Source organism: Dictyobacter vulcani, from assembly GCF_008974265.1.
Classification (GTDB): Bacteria; Chloroflexota; Ktedonobacteria; order Ktedonobacterales; family Ktedonobacteraceae; genus Dictyobacter; species Dictyobacter vulcani.
Map to the genome: position 1 here is coordinate 63,714 of NZ_BKZW01000006.1, position 19,397 is coordinate 83,110.

Below are 19,397 nucleotides of genomic sequence, written 5' to 3' on the forward strand. Positions count from 1 at the left end.
GCATTGTCAACCATGAGACTAAGGCCGCCTCGCTCTTTTCGCCATACTGCATTTCATCGTATGCTTTAGTTCATGTCGTAAATTCAGAATAAAGGATTGGATCGATTGGCATAATGCCGCTGATATGTACGCCAGAGGGGTTGAAAACCTAAACGGGGCCAGAAACGGCTAGAAAGCGGATTATCAGGATTGAACCAGAGGATAGAGCCATCCAGGTTCATCGGCTCGAAAAGATCTACCGTTGCTTTTACCAGCATGTGCCCTATCCCCTGTCCACGAAGTTCCTGACACACTCCCATGTTATTGATATGGCAATAACGACCTGCAGGTAATAAATAGGATGCATCCTTTTCGTCTTCATTAACAATGTACAAGTCACTTTCAGACATCGCTACTACCCGGCCATCTAGCTCAATTACGACGACAAGTGGTGCCCCTTCCTCTAAACTTTTTCCAGCCCAGAGTAAGGATAGACGATCACGAAAAGCTTGTTCAACAGCAGGATTCATATGCACAAAAGGAGTATAAGGCTCATGAAAAACAAGTTCTTCAGTAAATAATGCCGCCAGGACATCTTCATCATCTCGACAGGCTAACCGCGACTGCATATTAGTACCTGAATAGGAATGGGGGGGCTCTGAAATTTTTATGGGAAATCGTTGATAAGCCAATTCGCTATCAAGCAAGTATCCTTGTTTATGCAACAGCTTATCCAGCCAGAGGTCACAACTGGGCCAGTACACTATCTCACCACGTATGCGTTGACCATTCCGCCGCTGCGTCAGTTCAGCAAACAGAGTGCTCACCACGAGAAAAGCATCTGCATCATCAGGATCAGGCAAGGTTAAATATCGAGCAAGACCATTACGATCCGAAAAAAAAGCTCTCAACCCATCCTCTGGATCAAGTTGCCAGATAGCCGGATGGACATAAGCCCGTACACGATTTTGTGTGTCCACTGCTACCAGAGGAAGTTGCTCTTGACTACGATGATGCTGAATCATAGATGCTATTTGTTCTTTTGAGCTTATCGCATTAAGACGAGAATCCAGTTGATGCCAACGCTGTCCCTGCGCCCACACAAGATCGATAATCGCTGATATCCGTGCATCTGTCACGGACGTAACCAGTATTTGCTGACTATTCATATCATGCTCCTCCTGATTGAGTAAATTATAGAGCTATAAATAGAAATATCTTCTCTGTTAATTAATTGATTATACAACGTAAAAATTATTATAGGACACGATCAATATTATTTTATTCGTATTTATTTTATATATATAGATGCTTGTCAGCTCAAAGATAATAGAACTACAGATAAAATATTATTCCTTTTCTAGAATATTTAACCAATTTGCCGCATATTATATGTAATGTTATATTTTATGAAAACAAAAAACATTCAATGGATAGGATTAATTAGCCAAAAATAGGTATGGGTATACATTCTATCCTCTTATGATGTATAATAACTGTTACAACAATTTTCACACACGTGACTTATTAGGAAATTTGCATTCTATTACGTTCTATTGTAGGGGAGGGGTATACATGCCGTTAGCAGGGATTGATTTGGGAACCAGTTCAGTTAAAGTTATTATTCTTGATGAGCAGGGATATACGTTAGGTACGGGCAGAAAAGACTACAGGGTGCGATCTCCTCACAGTGGCTGGGCAGAAAGCAATCCTGAAGAATGGTGGCAGTCCACAGTTGCGGCTGTACGTGAAGCTTATACCAATGCCGGACAACCAACCATCACAGCAATTGGTCTCTCAGGACAAATGCATGGTGTGGTGCTAACCAATGAGGGTGGTAAAGCAATCCGACCGGCAATACTCTGGGCCGATACCCGTGCAGAATCTGAGCTAACCTATTATCAAGCTCTGAGTAGTAACAATAAAAAACATCTGGCAAATCCTCTGGTACCGGGTATGGCTGGCCCACTTTTATGCTGGCTCTCAACCTATGAAAAAGCCAGTTATCAAGCCGCACGCTGGGCTTTCCAACCTAAAGATTGGTTACGTATGCGTATGACTGGCGTTCCAGCAACGGATCCAAGCGATGCATCGGCTACGCTACTTTATGATCTCGTTGATAATTGCTGGTCAGAGGATGTAATCACAGCCCTGGATCTGAAACGTACACTTTTTCCTGATATTATTGCCTCGAATACACAGGCTGGCGCACTCACAACAAATGCTGCCGCTGAACTCGGTCTTCCAGCAGGTTTACCAGTCGCAACAGGGGCAGCCGATACTGCCGCCGCCGCATTAGGAACTGGCCTGTTAACTCCGAGCGAAGTACAACTCACGCTCGGAACCGGGGCGCAAATCATTCAACTCTGTACCCAATTCCATCCATTAGAAATTACAAATACACATTTCTATCGGGCGGCCGATGGAGCAAACTATTACAATATGGCAGCAATCCAAAATGCAGGATTAGTCTTGGATTGGGTCCGATGCACACTCCATGCGAGTTGGGAAGAAGTTTTTACTAGCGCGGCTACGGTAGAACCTGGTGCTTCAGGATTAATCTTTCTACCAGATTTCACCCGAGAGCGCACCCATCAACAAGCAGACCATAAAGGTGGAGCTTTTTTACATCTACGCCTTCATCATCAACGCCAGGATCTACTACATGCATCATTAGAAGGTGTTGCCTTCGGCATTCGTCTCGCGCTTGAGGCTTTACCTGGTACTCAGACAATAACCAGTTTGCGGTTGGCTGGTGGTGGTAGTGTTCACCCTGCCTGGCGACAAATGTTGTCAGATATCCTCAATCATACATTAGAGTTGGTCGATACCAGTGAAGCGTCTGCTCGCGGCGCAGCCTTGTTGGCTGGCATCGCGAGCGGTCAGTGGTCTGACGCACAGGCCACTCAGCAAATTGCTCCAGGCATCAGCGCACGCATCGCTCCAGAGCCACAACATGCCTCACGCTATCATGAAATCTATCAACACTTCTTGATGCAATCACAGGCAAGCTTTTAACAAGGAGCCTTTTTGCTCCTTTACATCCATTATGATTTTCAAACAAATGGGTAATACTTTGCTCTTTTTAACAACCTGAAAATGGAAATAAGAAAGTAGAGATTATATGCAGCGTTTACTTGAACTCACTTGTGCGATAAAAAATCAGCAAACAGTATTAGATCCTACAATCGTAAAACCGTGGCTTATAGATTTAGTAGCTCAGGGTTACCGACTGGTTGCAGCAACTGAAACGATCGATAGCTTTAACGCCTGGTGGCATATTCATCGGCCTGATCGGCCTGCCCGTCGTCTGACACCTGCACAAGAAAAACTATTACCTGGTATGGGTCATGCAGGTATCACAGAACAATTACAGGCTGATATAAATGCTTTTTTTCTGAAAAAAAGTGGCCAACTCAAATTATGCGCTTATCATACCGAAAATACCCTGGAGTTCACTCTCCGCTTGTCTCTTGCTCCATTATGCACTCTAGCAATTGAGGTGGAACGAGAATACCTGGCAGGTACTTACGATGGCAATGGTATTCAAGCCTATAAACAATGGTTGGCGGCAATCAAGCTTACATACAACCATCTCCACCCTTTTTATGCCTCCATTTACGATACACTTTTCGCACATGAACCTTCAACTAAATGGGTAGATGCTTTTCAGGGGTATATTCATAATCTTTCTCTCGTCAACATTTTTGGACCAGATCTGGTTCGACGCTTTGGACGTGAACGATTACTTACTACGCCTGCATGGCGGTGCGAAAAACTCGATGATGGAGGTATATTACTGCTGCCTGAACCTTATTGGTATGGCTATATACCTGCATGGAAACAAGCATCGGAGCATCTTGGAGTATCAACAGCTCACTATCGCTATGTAGCCCATGTAGCTTCTTTACTCCAACAATACAATCTGCTCTCGAATCTTACAGTTGCTCAATTAGCAGAGGCTACCGCCCAGTCATGTGTGTTTGAAATGCTTAAGGTCTTACTTCCTGATCATTTTGTGCCTATCAATAATAGCTGGAAAACTGAAAAAGAACTCAGTACCATCATTCAACGCTATGCAGATCTCACGCAAGGAGAGTGGCAGCCCAGACAGATAAAGTCTATCTTTGAAAAATTTCAGACCATCACTGAATTTAATTTTCAGGGTCAACGTATTATCTGGAACTATAACCAGATTCATGACAGGCAAGCGATCGACGTTTGCGAATTCATTAATGAGTTTGCTCAGCAACATCTCCAGGGATGCTTTTTGAATATCCATACCCATGTACTCTACTTACCAAAGGGCGTAGCAACTGCCTTACACGAGCTCTTTTTTCATCTTAAAAGTGGCTGGCCAAACCAGGAAGAACTTGGTTACTTGTTCCCTCAAATATCACCAGAAGACTGGGAATTCGTTTTAGCAGGACCAAACAAATTAATGGAATTTAGTGATAATTATTCATCAGCATCCTGCTGCGATGCCCAACGCATTGAACAGTGCAAATTAGTGCGTTATGGCTTAACATTATCCGCTAACTGGTAATAAAACAGTTCGGCATTGACCCGAAGTACAACTGAATTCCAATAGAACATAACAACGCTTCCCTATGAAGGGTTCCACTTGTTCTCTACACTTGAACCTGCTATAGTACAGGTCGTAAAAAACATTCAGAGCGATAGTAGTTAGAGAAAGTTGTAGCATGACCTCTCAGGGAACAAGACCAAAGACAAAAACTCGAACCAGTACCGTTTCTTCGTTTAGCGCCAATCCCCAACAGGCTGCCGCGATCGCCCATACCAATGGGCCCGCGGCATTTATCGCGGCAGCGGGTACTGGAAAAACATCGATTCTTGTACAGCGTCTGGTTCGGCTTGTGGCAGATGAGGGGATCGCACCAGAGTCTATTCTCTGTGTCACATTTACCCGAGCCGCCGCTGATGAAATGGAAAAACGTGCCTCAAAAGCATTGCGGGCCCGTGGTATGACCTTAACAGAAATCAAACCCCTGCGGGTGGTGACATTCCATGGTCTCGGTCATCAGATGTTACGCGAGAAATTAGAGCTCACTCCTCAACAATTAAATCAGAAATTGATCAGTGGCGATCCTCGGCAATGGCTGGCGGAGGATATCATTCGTCCCTGGCGCAGCAATCGCACGCGCGGCATGAACTGGAACGTTGAGATCACTGATGCCCTGGCCGCTGTAGATCGTGCCAAGGATGCCATGATCCAACCAGAAGAGTCCAGTGCCTTCTTTAGCAGTGATATGAGTATAGAGATAGAGCTTGCAGCACGCTATCAAGAGTTTTTTATCAACTATGAGCAAACAAAAAAAAAGGAAAAACTCTACGATCTATCCGATCTGATTTATATTCCACTTAATCTGTTAGAGACCAGCCCCAAATATCGCAAATCCTGGCAGGGTCGCTATCAGTATCTTCAGGTCGATGAAACACAGGACACTAATCCATCACAATATAAATTAATCCAATATCTGGCTGCCCCAAAGCAAAATGTGGTGGTGGTTGGTGATCCTGACCAGGCTATTTATCAATTCCGTGGTGCCAGCCCAGAAGCATCCATCCTGTCGTTTAAGACAATGTATCCTAAAGGACAGATCTACCGCATCGAACATAATTATCGTTCGACACCTCAGATCCTTGAGGCGGCCAATAAATTGATTAGCCATAACGATATTACGCCTGGTTTTGAAAAGATGTTGCGCTCAACCCAACCAGATGGTGCGCCAGTCTGGGTTACTGCCTATGAAGATCAAGAGATGGAAGCCGAGGGTATAGCCGAACGTATTGATCGTTTGCAACGCACCTGGAAAGAGCATCAAGAATCTCTTTCGTATAAAGATATTTTTGTGCTCTCACGGACCAATCATCATCTCGCCTCATTAGAGATCGCTCTGGCTCGTAAGCGTATCCCTTATCGGGCCGCCGGTGGCTCATCGTTCTTTAAACGTAAAACGACGCGAGACGTTCTGGCGTATCTCTCATTAATGGATGGGATACGCATTCAGGATGATTTTCTGGCTTCACGCAATGGTCCTGAACCCAAAAAATGGGATGATGTCTTTACTCCTGTGCACTGTGGCGAACAAAATACCGCGTTTCGGGTCGTTGCCAATATTCCATCACGCGAATTTTTTACTAGCACCGGTAAGACGTCACATCGCTTTAATGCGGCTTTCTATGGTACTTTAGCTGCTCATGCCAGTGGTAGACCACTCCTACAGTATTGTGAAGAGCATCCCTACACAATTGCGAAGGAACATCAACTGGGTGTTAAAGATCTTGTCGCCTTAATTAAGCGGATGTGGTCAAAATCCAAGAACAATCCTGCCGAGGCAATTAAGCAGCTTCGACAAATGGCCTATGATGTTCATTTGCGCCATTATGATAGCAAACATAAGGATAACACCGAGGAAGAGGCGGAGGCTCCAACCCATCATGAGGAGGTCAAACTGGAGGCCCGCTATGATGAACTGGAAGAGTTAATCCAAATAGCTCAAAAACATCATACGATCCGCCATTTTCTACAGGCAATGACGAAACTAAAAGAGCAGGCGGAGGATAATAACAAGAACAAACGTGATTGTGTGATCTTGATGACTATCCATAAATCTAAAGGACTGGAAAGCCCGGTTGTCTTTGTGATGGGAATGACTGAGGGTATTTTCCCACATCGTCGATCGTCCACGATGATCGCAGATGATGGTCCAATCGCCCTCACAGGCATGGCTGAAGAGCGCCGTCTGGCCTATGTGGCCTTTACCCGTGCGCAAAAACAACTTTTCCTCAGTTCTCTACTTCGTTATCGTGGCAGCGATGCTATTCCTTCTCGTTTTATTGATGAGGCAGAGCTTACTCCAACAAATGAAGATGGCGAGCTTAATCCCTATCTATTCAAACATGATGGCTCTGCTCGCAAGCTTAGCCCTCTGGTTGAAACGCCAACGCTCTTCTAGAAAACTTCAAATACTATATTGCTTGTTTCCTTTTAGCGATTGCTAAAAGGAAACAAGCAATATTCATGTCCTTCTTTTTTTACCAGTATCCCCTCACGCTATTCCATGAGTTATCCCGAATTTTGAGAACGGACGTTCAACCCTTGATGGAAGGCTGTTGAGGGTTGAACATTCCAGGCAAATAAAAATACAGGTCGGATCTCTTGAAAGAAGCGGCTTAAAGCCCATCTGAGACGATAGATGGGAACTTTCGCTTCTTTCTGCTTTTTCCCTGTTCGATGACAATACTCACGGAAAATCCATGTAATGATATCTCTGTAATCATCATCTAAAAGATGCAAAAGCAATGAATGGACGAGCGATATGATATGAAAAAACTTGTTACGCTTCTCCTTCTTCCAGATGCGAATCGTTTCAATCGCCAATTCACTCTTTTCATAGCGAAACACGGTTTCTACTTGCCATCTTCTGCAGTAGGCTTTGTAGATCTTCCATGCTTGCTCTTCCGTCTCAATACATCGATTCGTCACTAAATACCATGGTTCTCCTCCTCTTCTTACAATCACAACCCATAATGTTTCTGAATAGGATGCATGTCGTACCTGCATCCAGGTAATCCCTGTCTTGCGATTCTCATGCTTTACTGCATCCCAAATCATACGATGATCTCTTGATCTTTTCTTCTTTCCTAATTGACCTAATGAGTTCTCTTCCCCATTTTCATCAAAAAAATGATGCCCTTTCTTCCATCGAATCACGAAATCAACGTGCCGCCTCCACATCATCTCTAACCATGGACCACCAGCGTATCCCCGATCAAACACGTGCAATACATTTCTTCCCCACTCCCTCGCTACTTTCGCTAACATTTTTTCCTCTTCCTCTTTGGTCGTTTGAGCATCTGGACCTCTTCTACTCCAAAAGTCCATCATTGTCAAGGCCGATGCATTTGCGAGCCGGTCGAAAATTGGTCCCCTCTCATAAAATGACTTCCTGAAAATATTCTGCCACAAACGCCGACTAACGAACGCCAGTTGACGGTGCGCCGATGGGTGTGCGAGCCGGTTGGGTTGAGATATCCACACGATCGCCCTGTCGATCTTTCATGCGATAGCTACGCCCATTGATTGCAATGACCTCTGCATGGTGCAAGAGTCGGTCGAGAAGGGCTGTGGCCAGGACCTCATCTCCCAGTAGGTTTCCCCATTGAGCAAAACTGGTATTGGATGTGAGAATGATCGAACCATGCTCATAGCGAGCCGTCACGAGTTCGAAGAAGTAGTGAGCTTGCTCCTGAGATAACGTGGTGTAGCCCACTTCGTCGATCACCAGCAAACTAGGAGCGATGTATCGTCGCAAGCGTTGTCGCATCAGCCCTGGATGTGATGCGCTTTCGAGCGCTTGTGCCAGTTCTGCCAACGTGGTGAAGAGCACAGAATGCCCTTGCGTGAGTGCTTGGTTCGCCAATGTCAAGCTCAGATGTGTTTTGCCGGTTCCTGGAGGGCCCAAAAAAATCACATTGGTGCCTGTTCTGACAAAGGAAAGATCTGCTAGTTCTCGCAGGTGCCTCTCTGAAAGGGTTGGCTGAAAGGAAAAATCGAACCCATCGATTGTCTTCTTTCCGGGAATACGCGCTGCTTTGAGGCGCCGAGCCATCGCCTTGCGTTCGCGTCCATCCAATTCAGCTGTCAGAGCACGTTCAAGGAACGTCTCATAGGTCCATTGTTCGCGACGAGCATGCTCCAAAAGCTTGGGCAGGACCATCTCCAATTGGGTCAAGTTGAGTTGTTTGTAGGCTCCGCTCATGCTGACACCTCCTTGACTGCTTCGACCCCACAATACTGATCATACTCTTGTAAGGAACGATGCTCCACCTCAGGAGCCGGTTGCAGGTGGCCAACGGGGACCGGGACGCGACGCGTTTCTGAGACGGATGCCACTGTGCTCCACTGTTCGGCATGGGGAACGCTGTCTTGAGAACGAGGTCGCTTGGCGATTTCAAACACCTGAATGCCCGCCGACCAGAATGACACCACCCCTTTGCGCTCACGTACCTGCACGAATCTGCCTGCTAGTTCGAGCGCACCTGGCAATCCATAGAGGACACCATCGTAAGAGACATACCCATCCCAGGTGACTTTACGTTCTTCGGTAGCAAAGCGTTCCCAGGCAAAGGCCTCTGGTAAGGATCGAAGCTGCTCTTGAGCGAGTCGATCAATCGGACGAGCGTGGGTAGTTCGATGAACGCGAGCGTTAATGCGCTCACACCATCGATAGGCTTGACGGTTGAGATCATCGAGATCTGTAAAGGCCACTCCTGCCCAGAAACTTTTTTTGACATGGCTGACTGTGCGTTCAACTTTGCCTTTGGTCTGTGGAGTGTACGCTTTACAGACACGTGCTGCAACGGCGATAGAAACCATGAAATCGGCAAAACGAGGGTTCCAACGTGGTTTGTTGTCTTCCATTTCTAACAGCACGCTCTTCATGCGATCGGTGAGTGCGGTCTTGGTTAAGCCACCAAAGTACTCAAACGCTTCCATTAAGCAACGGATGAGGGTTGGTGTGTCACACCGTTTGACAAAGGTCACAAAGCGCATGCGGGAATAACCTAAGATAGCCACAAATCCATAGAATTTATGTGAAATGCCATCGTGTTCATAGACAAACTCGCCCCAATCAAATTGGACTTGTTCTCCCGGTTTTGTTTCATAGCGCTGCACGGGAGCATGGCCCGCGATCGCTGGTCGCAGTGGATGAACATATGCTTTGAGAATGCTGATGCCTCCTGTGTATCCTACTTTCTGCAAACGTTCAAAGAGAACCTCGCAATTGGTGCAATGGTCTTCCATGACCCATCGTTTGATCTGCTCATGAAAAGGATCAAGTTTTGAAGGTTGTTTGGAGCGCGGTTTCCGGATAACTGCCTCTGGATGTTTGAGATATTTGCGCGTGGTTGTCCGCGAAATGCCCAGCTGCTGAGCAATTTCCTGGATGGACTTCCCTTGTGCGTGCAAATCATGTATGGTATTCACTGTCTGACTCCTAAGCATGGCTGTTCTCCTGGGGATTTGATTTTGTTATCCTCCAGCTTACAGCCTTCTTGGGGGTTGGTCAATTTAACTCCGGCTCAGTATACCATCGGCGCTAATATCATTGCCAGTGATGGCTTCCCTTTCTCTCCTACAACCACACACGCTGTCCACTCGTATCCTTGCACAATGATCGGTTTTCCTCCTGGCTGATTAAATATTCCCTTCCGTGATTTTTTTCGCCTTGCTGCTTTACTTGACCGAACTGCACACAAATCTTCTGCTTTTTGGCTCTCTGGCTTTTCTATCTCACTTCCGTCCCAAACGACGAGAATCTCCTCTCCCTCTCTCTTTAACTCTTCATATCGCTCTTGGGCCTGATTCCATTGGAAGATCCTGATCAGCTCTTCACTCCATTTTTCCGATGTGAGCAGGCGATGAATCCTCTTTTCTCCTGCTGTCGCTTGTCTCCCGCTGAGCATGGTTGACCCTAATTCGCTGACCATCAATCCTGTTGACTGATTTCTAGCTTCGATAATGGTTCGGATCAGCTGGAAGAATGTCCGCACTAGCCGCTTATCCACATACGCGTCTAGCGGCCTGGCAAGCGGCTCCAGATATTCTTCCATCAAGCTGGTAACTCGCTGCAATTTTTCCTGCGCCTCTTGCCGCTTTGTTCCTGCTATGGCATACTTGAGTGACATCGATGTTCAAAGACCTCCTGCTTGCGTTTTTTTTTTGGTAGTGCAAGTATAATTCAGGAGGTCTTTGTTTTCTTCTTTTCACCCCTTTTTTCTTACTCGAACACATGTTCTCAAAATTCGGGATAACTCATGTAAAAGATACACGCACAGAAAATTTTCATGGATAAATTTTCTATTGATGACTAACTTCATCAAGAAAATCAACAAATTACATTGACTTCTGCTTTAAACTTATGTAAGATCTAAACAATATCGTAACGACAGTTTCATATTCACCATATTTTTGGGAACAAGCGACTTAAAAACGTAACAGAATTTACATTTTTGTTGGAGCAGAATTGTAATAATACTGACTGGTGTATCCTGGTGTTTATGGTTTTTCTTTCAGAAACAAAAACGGCTTTTACCAGGGTACTTACTGCGTACTCATATGCATACCCTACATTAAGGATGAAGGAGTAGTATTTCTATGAAGGCATCATCCCATCACTTATCACGCACCATGGCTATTCTCGTATTTTTTTCGCTGCTTATCACAGCCTGCGGCAATGACAGCAATGCTAACAATAGCACGAATAGTACTTCAGGTAACAAATCCAGCAGCCCTGTCACAGTCCATCTTGGCTATTTTCCAAATATTACTCACGCGGTGGCCCTGGTTGGTGTTGCTCGCGGCACTTTTGCTCAGGCTCTAGGGAACGATACGTTGGATGCATCCAAAACCTTTAATGCTGGTCCAGCGCTGATGGAGGCTCTGAGTGCTGGTGATATCGATATTGGCTATGTAGGACCAAATCCTGCCATCAACACATATGTCAAAAGTCATGGGGATGCCTTACGTATCATTGCTGGTGCCTCTAGCGGTGGTGCCTCTTTTATAGTGAGACCGGGAGCCAATATTAAGACTGCCAGCGATCTGAAAGGCAAAAAACTGGCCACACCGCAAAAAGGAGGGACACAGGATATTGCTTTGCGCCACTATCTCCAGGCAAACAATCTAAAAACCAGCGAACAGGGTGGTGACGTGCAAATTTTGCCAACAGATAATGCCAATATCTTAAATGAGTTCAAACAAGGGCAGATTGATGGAGCCTGGGTACCCGAACCCTGGGCATCTCGCCTGGTTAACGAAGCTCAGGGAACAATATTCCTGGATGAACGCACGATCTGGCCCGACAACAAATTTATCACTACTGTCGTAGTAGCACGTAAAGATTTTCTGGATCAGCATCCAGATGTAGTGCAGAAATTCCTTCAAGCTCATGTTGAAACAGTGCAATATATCAATCAAAATCTGCCAGATGCAGAGAAAGTCGCCAACACACAATTAAAGAAGCTCACTGGCAAGGCACTTTCCAGCAAGGCTATTGACGGTTCATTCAAACGGCTCGACATTACCTATGATCCATTGGCTACAACGCTATTCAAATCAGCAGACAATGCCTATGCGCTTGGTTTTCTGGGTCATAGCAAACCAGATCTTTCCAACATCTTCTCGCTAGATATCTTGAATAATGTACTCAGCAGTAAGGGGCTACAAAAAGTTGCAGCCTCTTAAGGGGGAACCGAAATGATCCAATCAATAGGGAATAAGAGCCGTTCTATTGAAGTAGCGGGTGGGGACAATATATCCCCATCCGCTGGCGGTAACTCCTTGCGGATAGAAGGGATCAGCAAAACATTCGTGGGTGGCGAACGTGTCGTAGAAGCGTTGCGCCCTGTCGATCTTTCCATATCGGCAGGCGAATTTGTGTGCTTTTTAGGACCAAGCGGTTGTGGAAAATCAACGCTATTAAACATTATTGCTGGACTTGAAGCAGCCTCTAGCGGCAACATTATCGTCAATGATAAACCTGTTCGAGGAACAGGGACCGATCGCGTTTTACTTTTTCAGGAAGCAGCGCTCTTCCCATGGCTGAATATACAGAAAAATGTTGAGTTTGGGCTACGGCAAGCTCATGTACCTGGCAAAAAACGAGCCGAGATAGCTCGACACTACCTTGATATGGTGAATCTCAGCGGTTTTGAAAACAGTTACCCACATCAACTTTCGGGAGGAATGCGCCAGCGTGCTGCAATTGCCCGCGCACTTGCTATTGATCCTGATATCCTGTTAATGGATGAGCCCTTTGGCGCTCTGGACGCCTTCACACGAGACAAACTTCAGGCGCAGGTCGAAACGATCTGGTCTGCAACCCACAAAACTATCCTTTTCGTCACCCACAACGTCAGGGAAGCGGTCGCGCTAGGAGATCGTGTTATAGTCTTTGCCCCTCGTCCTGGACGCATTATCCGTGACTTTCACATTGATCTACCACGTCCACGCAGCCTGGAAGATCATCACCTTGGATAAATCCGCCGAAATTTTGCAAACTCTGCGTAGTGAAATGGAACAGCAAGAACAGGAGAGAGAGATTGGCAACACCGTCCATTAGTATACCAAAAAAACACGTCAGCACCCGCTGGATAGGGAAACTCATACGCCAACTGCTCTTTTATGTTCTCTTGCTTGTCATCTGGCAGCTTTTAGCCAGCGCCCATATCTGGAAAGACTATCTTTTCGCCGGACCACTGACCGTTCTGGAAAGCACGAAAGCACTGTATCAAGATGGCTCATTAGTAACCGCCATCCTTGTCAGTGTGCGTCGGCTGGCGCTTGGTTATGGTATCTCACTTATTCTTGGCCTGATTCTGGGCCTGGCAATTGGCAGCAACCACTATATTGAAGAAACACTGGGATCTCTTGTCGTTGCTTTACAAGCTTTGCCTAGTGTTTGTTGGATTCCGCTGGCTATGCTATGGTTTGGCTTGAGTGAGCAGGCTATGCTTTTTGTTGTAGTTATGGGCGCGCTCTTCTCAATTACCCTGGGTGTAGACGCAGGCATCAAAAACACGCCACCAGTCTATATTAAAGCGGCCCGCAACATGGGCTCACGTGGTCTCGCCCTTTCAACCCAGGTTATCTTACCTGCCGCATTACCATCCATCCTTACTGGACTCAAACAGGGCTGGACCTTCGCCTGGCGCTCACTGATGGCTGCAGAATTGCTCTATAATACCATCAGCCTTGGATCTTTACTTGAGGGAGGCCGGGACTTCGGTGATATCGGACAAATCTTTGCCATCATGATTGTTATCATCATCATCGGTATTGCTATTGATGGCCTCATTTTTCAGCCATTAGAAAGAATGGTTCGTAGACGTTGGGGCTTCGCAGTTTAACATTACTGTCTTTTTTCCAAATTTCTAAACAACAGGCTCACCTCCTGGCTATATAAATCGAATAGGAAGTGGGCCTGCATTATACTGGATTTTCTGCTAAAGGAAAAAGAAACGAGAAGAAGGCCTGAGCCGCACGGGATAATTGCTTGTCAGAACGTTGAATAAAACTTAATTGAGGGCGAAGACTCATATCTGCAAGGGGAATTTGTACTAAATCACCACTGGCAAGTTCTCGCTGGACCGTCAAAAATGATACCACAGCTGCTCCGACTCCACTGATTACCATCTGCTTGATAGCTTCATTGTCAGTCAACGTGAGCAATGGCTTGAGAACGACACCACGACAGGCCAGGTCACGCTCCAGTACATCCCGTACCCCACTTCCTGTCTCACGTACAATCAGCGTCTCCTCTCCAAGCTGCTCGGATGTATTGCTTCGGCTCCACACCATGCATGAGTGGGGGAGGCAATCAAAATCAGGGCATCACGCGTGAAAAAACGTACATCTAATCCTGCTGGTAATTGGGACGCTTCGCCTTCAACAATACCAAAATCTAGCGACCAGTCCAGGATATGTTCGATAATATCTTGCGAGTTCCAAATAGAAATATTAAGGCCAACCTGTGGATACAGTCCGCGAAAACGTGCGACAATTGAAGGTAACAAATACACACCAGCCGTTGTGTTAGCTGCCAGTTTTACCTCACCACGATGGACATCACGTAAAGCCGCCAGAGCATCATCCATCTCACGCTCAAGTGAAAACATCTGGCGCGCATAGGTCTGTAATACGCGACCTGCATGGGTCAATACGATACGCCGTCCCTGTCGCTCTACTAAATCCAGCTGTACCTCTTGCTCCAGGCTTTGCATAATCTTTGTCACGGCGGGTTGGGTCAGGTGAAGCTCTTCTGATGCTCTTGTAATATGCTCAAGCTCAGCAACCTTCAGGAAAACGCGCAGGTTCTGCAGATTCATACAGCTTATTTGCCTCACTCACAACGGCATATGTTGCCATCTTTATCGTTGTTAATCTCTGCATAATAACAGAAAATAACTGCTTTCGATAGAAGCTAGCGATCAACAAGAGAACGGGTAAGGTTAACAAGAATAATAAATGTACGATAGAGGTCGAGTAAATTGTTGCCAGAAACTTTAACCGTTCGTGGCGCGCTACGTTCAACACCACGGATCCAGGTTGCCATCTCAGCCATATCGGCTACAAGAAAGGTAACTTCAAGTTCTACTGGCAGGCTGAAATCAGGGAGCTGCATGTTAGCGATTTGCTCAACTGCACGTCTGGACCCCGCTTGTAACATTTCACAGGCGACCTCAGGATGCAGATGAGAAGCAGCAAAACGACCTAGAGATTGCTTGACAATAATCTTTTCAGCCTGTGGTGCAATAGTCATCGCTTCACGTGCAGTGGCTTCATCACCGCTAATAAAAATAATAGGAACTTGATAATGGGCGGCGACCAGAGCATTAATACCAGATTCACCAACTATCTCACCATTAATGCGTACTTCCCAGATCGCTCCAGGATTATATGTATGAGAAAGAATAGCATGCTCGGCACCAATTGAGCCGTGATAACTAACAAAGCAGATACCATCAAAGCTAGCATCCAATCCTTCCATCATATAATAGGGTTTGTGTTTGCCAGTGATCAAAGTTGCCCGTCCTGATAAATCCTGTGGATGCAAGTTACGCATCGCGTGATGAGCATCATTGACAACAAAGTCTGTTACACCAGCCTCTAAGGCACCGGCAATGACAGCATTAACTTCATTGGTCAGTAAACGCCTGCCCTGTTCATACTCTGCATTGCCTTCAATAATCTGTTCCCAGGCCACAATTCCACTCGTGCCTTCAAAATCCGTCGAAAGAAAGAGCTTCATAGTAATATTTACCCCTTTTATTCATTGCCACAATGTCATGTACTATTATAACAAATCATGACTCTTGCGATGAAGGAAATCTACAGAAATTCCATGCTTCAGAAACTGTAAGCACAACAAACTGATTCTACTTTTGAATGACACATAATTTTCCCAAATTGGCAGAATACTTTTACGGACAGAGTTCTATCTCATAGTTACAAGATGACTATTCTTCTGAGAGAAGTATTCTACCAACTTCGACATTTTTTCAGGAAGGAGGCAATGCTTATTCCCTGAGTATGTGAATCAAGCCTTTGCGAGTACTATTTCTATCTGCAATGGCTCCAACGATGCGGCACTCTCATCTGGCTGAACCTCTAAATCCAGGATCTGAGCCCGAGTGGCACTTTGTATGTCGCACTGTGCGGCCTGGAGCATGGATATTGTTGCTGTCGCTGTAGTCAACTTAATACATTCCAATGTAGCGCCAACTGAAAGTCCCTGTTCAGCTTTGTAACGTCGAACCTGACGTACAATCTCGAGAAGCAACTTACCTGTATTTTCACCCTGCTCATCTAGCCAGCCACTCCTGGCAACTGGCCAGTTTGAAGTGTGGATTGAGACTGCTCCATCCCACTGCTGAAAGAGTCCTAGATAGATCTCTTCTGTAACGAATGGTATATAAGGAGCAAAAATCTTTAAAACAGTTAATAGTGCGTGATAAAGCGTCCACTGAGCAGCAGCACGATCTGCCCACCTTCTTTATAAAGCCTGGATTTCGCTAACTCCAGATAGTTATCACAAAGGTCCGTCCAGAAGAAGCGTTCAACTTCAGCACGAGCCGTCGCATAATCACTCTGTTCAAGTTGTCTGGTAGCGAATGTGATCGTTTGAGACAGACGCGAAAGAAGCCAGCGATCAGTCGGTAAAAGGTCGTCAGGCTGACAGTTTAAAGACGCAATATCCAATCCTTGCAAACGACTCTCGGCAAAACGGCAGGCATTCCATAATTTGGTAATCAGACGCCGTCCGACTGCAATTGCTTCCAGGTTGAAAACCGTGTCATTTCCTGGCTTGATCGAGGTAGCCCAATAACGTAATGCGTCAGCTGATTCCTGCTCCATCAATGCCAGCGGCCCTCCTGTACTATTACTCTTGGACTTTGAAAGTTTATTACGTTCAGTTGAGAGGGCATGACCGGAAACCATTAACTCTTTCCAGGGGATCGTATCACAGTGATAGAGAGCCTTAACAATTGTATAGAATGCCCAGGTTCGAATGATATCATGTGCCTGAGGCCGTAAACTGGCAGGAAATGCTGCTGAAACCAATCAGGTCATTTATCCAACGCCAAATGATCAAAGGCGAACATGATGATGTAGCCAGGTATCCATAACATCTTGCTCAGGATCAAAATCGGTCGAGCCACAGGAACAGGGACGATTGGGACCGGTCAAACGCGGATCAACCGGCAATTCCTCTCGTGTAGCCAGCAATAATGTGCCACATGCGCGGCATGTCCAGGCGGGAAACGGAACACCAAGTAAGCGCTTGACGTGAGATACACCAATCCCACTGCAAATTTTCAACCCAATGCTCATAACGACTTTCGCATATATTCTGGCTTCCAGCGAATCTGGCGACCAGCTTCGATAAAACGGCCTTTCTGGTCCAGAACCCGAATAAACCACTGCCGTGTCTGCAAGTATTCAACTGGTGTTCCACAGCGTTCATGGAGACGACGGTATGCTCAATTGTCTCTTGCTGTAAAATCAAAGCTTGCTCGTCCAGTGATTGCAGAATTTGTTTACGGGCCGCCATGATTGTCAGACCTGCAGGGACCCGTCAGCGTTGTCATGTATCCATCACGACCAATAGCTGCTCGCAATGGCAAGTGATGAGTGCGCCACCAACGAACATCGGTTTGAATCACCAAAGGTACAGCACATAACGGCGCCACTTCCTTAAGAGGATCAACCAGTTCATCAGCGAGGATTGGAACCTGAATAGTTGCCTGCGCGGAAAAAGCTCGACTATCAATAGCAGCCTCCTGCCAGTCAAATGTGTATAGCGTTTATCATCGGGATGAACAAAGATGGCAACACAGGCTGGTAACAATTCAGGACGCGTTGTCGCGATAGGTAACGATTTACCGTCAGGCAAACGAAAGGTAAAAGTAGTAAACAATGTTGGCAGTGCTTTATCCTCAAGTTCAGCCTGCGCAATAGCTGTCTGGCAATCCGGACACCATAGCGTAGGAGCAACTTGCGCATAGCCGTCCAGACCGATACAACTGAATAAATGACAGCAGCGAGGTTGCTGTGCTTCAGGGGATACGGTCGAATAGCGATAATTCCAATCACAACTCACTTAAACGGCGCCAGATCGATCGAAAGATCCTCTGCCTCTGGGTAAGCTTGAAGCATTGGCAAAAAAATCAGCTCGGTCCATTTCGGTCGCTTTACGTTTAATCGTTTTTTCCTCGACAAAACGCTTCGGTTGGTAAACATTACCAAGGATGCGCCAACGAGTAAACTCAGGCATGGAAATCAATTGAAAACTCACAGAAAAGAAGGAAGCAAAGCTTGCATCGATAGACTTCGATGAAGAGGTGATGCCAGCCAGCAGCGCTGGAAGGTTTGGCCAAAGACAGGAAAAAGGCTTCGCGACGGCTTTGAGGAGGAGGGCCACACGTTTCGTAACGAAGCGGACAGGGCAGGCATGTAAAAGAACAGAGAGACTGGGAGCATCAGCGGAGGGCATTGCGAGCGAGGCCGCTGGGAACCAGAGAGCCGATAATGAGCACGCTGCTCGCGAGTCAGCAGCGTCTCGTCTGCTTCAGAGGATGTGCTGGCTGTGAGGACTGAGGGCAAGCTTCCCAGGAAAAGGTGGCTGTTTCTCGCCGTAGGAGCTGGGTCCAGTGACGGCGCACAGAGCGACGAGGCCCAATCGCGCCAGAGCAAGGGAGCCGACGGAGACACGACGGGAACATGCGGCAAGGATGGCACCGCAGGAGCAGAGAGCGGATCAGGAGGCAGAGGCCAAGAAGACGGCACTGACGCGGCGTGGTTTTTTGGTGGAAGGATGTTCTTGACACTGCTCGCGCAAGGGGCAAGCCCGACAGAAGCCAATGCGGCCGCATACAAGACACGCAGAGAGCCATCATGTTCGGGTCGACGCTCTTGCGCGTACAGCGGATGATCAGCGGGACAGCGCAAGGTACCGTCGGGTTGCAGCGTAAACACTGAGCCAGGAAAACCGCCGGTAAACGAGCGTTTGGCCCACTGCGCAGGACCATAGATTACCGGAGCGGCTGACCCCACTGGGAACGGCTGGCTCACTGAGAGCGACTGGCAAAACTGCGTGAGCCGGAGCAAATTTCGGTCGTGCGCACTGTTGCGGTGAGTCAGTGCAAGGCCGAGTTCCATCGCAGGTTCCAGAGCCTGACAGGATCTGGAAGCATTCTGTCGCCCAGCGTGTGAAGACGCAACGGTCAGCGTCCGTTCACCTCTTCATCGCAGCACGGTTTCAAAAGAAGCAGGATGAGATACACATCCAGGAACATCTTGGCGCTGAAGGCAGGGCAGGCAGCGTTGA

17 protein-coding genes and 1 pseudogene are annotated in these 19,397 nt (G+C 46.7%); 6 read left to right on the plus strand and 12 right to left on the minus strand.

Features of this window, described 5'->3' with window-relative positions; genetic code table 11:
- Positions 1-83 precede the first annotated feature (83 nt).
- Positions 84-1,148, minus strand: coding sequence for a GNAT family N-acetyltransferase (locus KDW_RS31085; protein ID WP_151759764.1), 1,065 nt, complete (start codon positions 1,146-1,148; stop codon positions 84-86).
- 406 nt (positions 1,149-1,554) lie between these two features.
- Between KDW_RS31085 and KDW_RS31090 the strand changes: the two genes are divergently transcribed.
- The 3 genes from KDW_RS31090 to KDW_RS31100 all read left to right on the plus strand — a co-directional run bounded on the left by KDW_RS31090 (position 1,555) and on the right by KDW_RS31100 (position 6,959).
- Positions 1,555-2,997: a xylulokinase gene (locus KDW_RS31090; protein ID WP_151759765.1), complete on the plus strand. Its 1,443-nt coding sequence runs from the start codon at positions 1,555-1,557 to the stop codon at positions 2,995-2,997.
- 106 nt (positions 2,998-3,103) lie between these two features.
- Positions 3,104-4,525 (plus strand): hypothetical protein, encoded by a 1,422-nt coding sequence (locus KDW_RS31095; protein ID WP_151759766.1) that lies wholly within the window; start codon positions 3,104-3,106, stop codon positions 4,523-4,525.
- Positions 4,526-4,682: 157 nt separating this feature from the next.
- Positions 4,683-6,959 carry an ATP-dependent helicase gene (locus tag KDW_RS31100; RefSeq protein ID WP_151759767.1) on the plus strand — a complete coding sequence of 759 codons (2,277 nt, stop codon included), beginning with the start codon at positions 4,683-4,685 and terminating at the stop codon, positions 6,957-6,959.
- Positions 6,960-7,069: 110 nt separating this feature from the next.
- On the opposite strand, the gene KDW_RS31105 is transcribed toward KDW_RS31100, so the two are convergent.
- The 4 genes from KDW_RS31105 to KDW_RS31120 all read right to left on the minus strand — a co-directional run bounded on the left by KDW_RS31105 (position 7,070) and on the right by KDW_RS31120 (position 10,695).
- The gene (locus KDW_RS31105) at positions 7,070-7,828 is read right to left on the minus strand and encodes a transposase (protein WP_162005792.1); all 759 of its coding nucleotides are present in this window, start codon (positions 7,826-7,828) and stop codon (positions 7,070-7,072) included.
- A gap of 151 nt (positions 7,829-7,979) precedes the next feature.
- The gene (istB, locus tag KDW_RS31110; RefSeq protein ID WP_151759769.1) at positions 7,980-8,765 is read right to left on the minus strand and encodes an IS21-like element helper ATPase IstB; all 786 of its coding nucleotides are present in this window, start codon (positions 8,763-8,765) and stop codon (positions 7,980-7,982) included.
- On the minus strand, positions 8,762-9,994 hold the full coding sequence (istA, locus tag KDW_RS31115) for an IS21 family transposase (RefSeq protein WP_162004917.1): 1,233 nt from the start codon (positions 9,992-9,994) through the stop codon (positions 8,762-8,764). Before istA ends, istB begins: the two co-directional genes overlap by 4 nt.
- A gap of 95 nt (positions 9,995-10,089) precedes the next feature.
- The gene (locus KDW_RS31120) at positions 10,090-10,695 is read right to left on the minus strand and encodes a hypothetical protein (RefSeq protein ID WP_151759770.1); all 606 of its coding nucleotides are present in this window, start codon (positions 10,693-10,695) and stop codon (positions 10,090-10,092) included.
- 469 nt (positions 10,696-11,164) lie between these two features.
- Between KDW_RS31120 and KDW_RS31125 the strand changes: the two genes are divergently transcribed.
- From KDW_RS31125 to KDW_RS31135, 3 genes are all read left to right on the plus strand, one after another.
- The gene (locus KDW_RS31125; RefSeq protein ID WP_233098052.1) at positions 11,165-12,253 is read left to right on the plus strand and encodes an ABC transporter substrate-binding protein; all 1,089 of its coding nucleotides are present in this window, start codon (positions 11,165-11,167) and stop codon (positions 12,251-12,253) included.
- A gap of 12 nt (positions 12,254-12,265) precedes the next feature.
- On the plus strand, positions 12,266-13,048 hold the full coding sequence (locus KDW_RS31130) for an ABC transporter ATP-binding protein (RefSeq protein ID WP_170296585.1): 783 nt from the start codon (positions 12,266-12,268) through the stop codon (positions 13,046-13,048).
- Positions 13,049-13,110: 62 nt separating this feature from the next.
- On the plus strand, positions 13,111-13,917 hold the full coding sequence (locus KDW_RS31135) for an ABC transporter permease (RefSeq protein ID WP_198925730.1): 807 nt from the start codon (positions 13,111-13,113) through the stop codon (positions 13,915-13,917).
- Between the two features lie 79 nt (positions 13,918-13,996).
- Here the strand turns inward: KDW_RS31135 and KDW_RS36375 are convergent.
- From KDW_RS36375 to KDW_RS31175, 7 genes and pseudogenes are all read right to left on the minus strand, one after another.
- Positions 13,997-14,895, minus strand: a pseudogene (locus KDW_RS36375) (LysR substrate-binding domain-containing protein).
- A gap of 95 nt (positions 14,896-14,990) precedes the next feature.
- The gene (locus KDW_RS31150; protein ID WP_151754072.1) at positions 14,991-15,818 is read right to left on the minus strand and encodes a M55 family metallopeptidase; all 828 of its coding nucleotides are present in this window, start codon (positions 15,816-15,818) and stop codon (positions 14,991-14,993) included.
- Positions 15,819-16,106: 288 nt separating this feature from the next.
- The gene (locus KDW_RS35545) at positions 16,107-16,496 is read right to left on the minus strand and encodes a class I tRNA ligase family protein (protein ID WP_269822564.1); all 390 of its coding nucleotides are present in this window, start codon (positions 16,494-16,496) and stop codon (positions 16,107-16,109) included.
- Between the two features lie 11 nt (positions 16,497-16,507).
- The gene (locus tag KDW_RS35550) at positions 16,508-17,131 is read right to left on the minus strand and encodes a class I tRNA ligase family protein (protein WP_151759774.1); all 624 of its coding nucleotides are present in this window, start codon (positions 17,129-17,131) and stop codon (positions 16,508-16,510) included.
- Between the two features lie 27 nt (positions 17,132-17,158).
- Complete coding sequence (locus KDW_RS34690; RefSeq protein WP_233098053.1) at positions 17,159-17,401, minus strand: hypothetical protein; 243 nt, start codon at positions 17,399-17,401, stop codon at positions 17,159-17,161.
- A 328-nt stretch (positions 17,402-17,729) separates the two neighbouring features.
- Positions 17,730-18,170, minus strand: coding sequence for a class I tRNA ligase family protein (locus KDW_RS31170; RefSeq protein ID WP_151759776.1), 441 nt, complete (start codon positions 18,168-18,170; stop codon positions 17,730-17,732).
- Between the two features lie 191 nt (positions 18,171-18,361).
- Entirely contained in the window at positions 18,362-19,228 is an 867-nt protein-coding gene (locus KDW_RS31175; protein ID WP_151759777.1) for a hypothetical protein, read from the minus strand.
- Positions 19,229-19,397: the final 169 nt, after the last annotated feature.